The organism is Streptomyces spongiae, assembly GCF_009377185.1.
Classification (GTDB): Bacteria; Actinomycetota; Actinomycetes; order Streptomycetales; family Streptomycetaceae; genus Streptomyces; species Streptomyces spongiae.
Genome location: NZ_VJZC01000992.1, coordinates 1 through 1,890, shown reverse-complemented (window position 1 = coordinate 1,890; position 1,890 = coordinate 1). Strand labels below are relative to the sequence as shown.

General features: G+C 72.8%; 1 protein-coding gene. It reads left to right on the top strand.

What is annotated here, in order from left to right:
• Positions 1-56 precede the first annotated feature (56 nt).
• Positions 57-1,763, top strand: coding sequence for a SulP family inorganic anion transporter (locus FNH08_RS49475; protein ID WP_152778526.1), 1,707 nt, complete (start codon positions 57-59; stop codon positions 1,761-1,763).
• Positions 1,764-1,890 lie beyond the last annotated feature (127 nt).

Sequence of the window (1,890 nt, the reverse complement as noted above, 5' to 3'; positions counted from 1 at the left end):
GCCCGGGGGTGGCCCGGTGCCCGCGGATCCTGGGATCATTCGCCGAAAGGAGGCTCATGGACCGCAGCGCACGCGGCCGCGTCCCGCTGTGGCGCCGTCTCGTACCCGGGCTCGGCACCCTCCTCGGCTACCGGCGCTCGTGGCTCAAGGGCGACGTACTGGCCGGGGTGACGGTGGCCGCCTACCTCGTGCCCCAGGTGATGGCGTACGCCGGTGTGGCCGGGCTGCCGCCGGTCGCCGGGCTGTGGGCGATCCTGCCCGCGCTCGTCCTGTACGCCCTGCTCGGTTCGTCCCGCCTGCTCTCGGTCGGCCCGGAGTCGACGACCGCGCTGATGACGGCGACCGTGGTCGCTCCCCTCGCCGCCGGGGATCCGGCCCGGTACGCGACGCTGGCGGCCACGCTCGCGTTCGCGGTCGGGCTGCTGTGCGTGGCGGCGTGGGCGGCACGGCTCGGCTTCGTCGCGGATCTGCTGTCCCGGCCGGTGCTGATCGGCTATCTGGCGGGCGTGGCGCTGATCATGATGGTCGACCAGTTGCCCAAGCTCACCGGCGTCGACACGACCGGCTCCGCGTTCTTTCCGCAGCTGTGGTCCTTCGTCCGGAACCTGCCGGACGCGCATCCGCCCACCGTCGTCTTCTCCGTCGTCGCGCTGGCCTTCCTCTTCGCCGCCGCCCGGTACGTCCGCGCCGTGCCCGCCCCACTTCTGGCCGTGGTGCTGGGCACGACGGTGGTGGCGGTCTTCGGACTCGACGAGCGGTACGGCATCAAGGTCATCGGCGACATCCCGGCGGGCCTGCCCGGACTCGCCCTCCCCGACCTGACCGAGCTGCCGGACCTGCTGCTGCCCGCTCTGGGCGTCCTGCTCGTCGGGTACACCGACTTCATCCTGACCGCACGGGCCTTCGCCGACCGTGACACGGACGCGCTCGACGCCGATCAGGAGTTCCTCGCGCTGGGCGCGGCCAACCTGGGGGCGGGGGCGGTGCACGGCTTCCCGGTGAGCAGCAGCGCCAGCCGTACCGCGCTGGCCTCCTCGGCGGGCGCCCGCAGCCAGGCGTACTCACTCGTCGCCGGTGCGGTCGTCCTGGCCGTTCTGCTCTTCCTCAGCCCGCTGCTGTCCCACACCCCGTCGGCCGTGCTGGGCGCGCTCGTCGTCTACGCGGCCGTCCGCATGATCGACCTGGCGGGCTTCCGGCGGCTGGCTTCCTTCCGGCGCGGGGAACTGCTGCTGGCGCTCGGCTGCCTCGCCGGTGTTCTGGCCCTGGACATCCTGTACGGGGTGCTGGTCGCCGTCGGTCTGTCCGTCGCCGAGCTGCTGACCCGGGTGGCCCGCCCGCACGACGCCGTCCAGGGACTGGTGCCCGGTGTGGCGGGGATGCACGACGTCGACGACTACCCCGCGGCTCGTACGGTCCCCGGTCTGCTGGTCTACCGCTACGACTCCCCGCTGTTCTTCGCCAACGCGGAGGACTTCCGGCGCAGGGCCCTGGCGGCCGTGGACGAGCAGGAGGACCCTGTGCGCTGGTTCGTCCTGAACAGCGAGGCGAACGTGGAGGTCGACATCACCGCCCTGGACGCCGTCGACGCCCTGCGCCGCGAACTCACCGACCGGGGCATCGTCTTCGCCCTCGCCCGCGTCAAACAGGACCTGCTGGACGACCTGACGGCGTACGGCCTCGCGGACGCGGTGGGCAGCGAGCGGATCTTCCCCACCCTTCCCACTGCCGTGGCGGCGTACGAGGTGTGGTCCCGCGACCGTTAGGGCCCTGGCCCCTGGGTCCTGGGCCCTGGTTACGGCAGCGCGTTCTGCCTGGCCATCGGCGTTGATGCGCCACAGGGCGGAGAAGCCCACGGGCGCGTAGGTCGAACGGGGCCCTGGGGGCGGGAGG

Excerpts from the sequence above, each read along its gene's own strand:
- FNH08_RS49475 (WP_152778526.1), top strand. The coding sequence starts at position 57 with ATGGACCGCAGCGCACGCGGCCGCGTCCCGCTGTGGCGCCGTCTCGTA.